General features: G+C 55.8%; 1 protein-coding gene. It reads right to left on the bottom strand.

Annotated features, from left to right (window positions below; genetic code table 11):
• The coding region (locus tag B3187_RS12025; protein WP_286806743.1) for a DeoR family transcriptional regulator at positions 1 to 167 on the bottom strand (167 nt) is incomplete at its 3' end.
• Positions 168 to 412 lie beyond the last annotated feature (245 nt).

Here is a 412-nt window from a genome sequence, read left to right as displayed (position 1 = left end):
TAGCGGCGCAGCAGCAGGCCGTTGTCCTCCAGGGCCGCCAGATCCTTGCGGACCGTCACCTCGGAGGTACCGAAATGCTGGGCCAAGTGCTCGACACTCACCTCACCCGCCTGGGTGAGCATGTCGATAATGGCGCGGCGGCGCTGCTGGGTGTTGCGTTTGTTCATGATCCACTTCAGACGACAAGTTTCGATTTGAAAGATATTCTAGTGGATCGAAAGGGTAATGCAAGGTTTTTCGCAGGTAGGAGGGGGTAGAGAGAAGAGAAAACATCAATAAAAAGCCACCGAGGTCGACCCCGGTGGCGCAACGATTGGGCCTCCTTGCCCTGCTGAGTCAGATGATGACCAACTTAGTAGGTGAAACGGGCACCCAGAGCCCAGCGGGCCTCATAGATGTTCTGGAACACTTT

It is taken from the genome of Marinimicrobium sp. UBA4209 (assembly GCF_002381585.1).
In the GTDB taxonomy this organism is placed as follows: Bacteria; Pseudomonadota; Gammaproteobacteria; order Pseudomonadales; family Cellvibrionaceae; genus Marinimicrobium; species Marinimicrobium koreense.
Note: the sequence above shows the minus strand (reverse complement) of the source record. Positions and strands in the feature narration are given on the sequence as shown.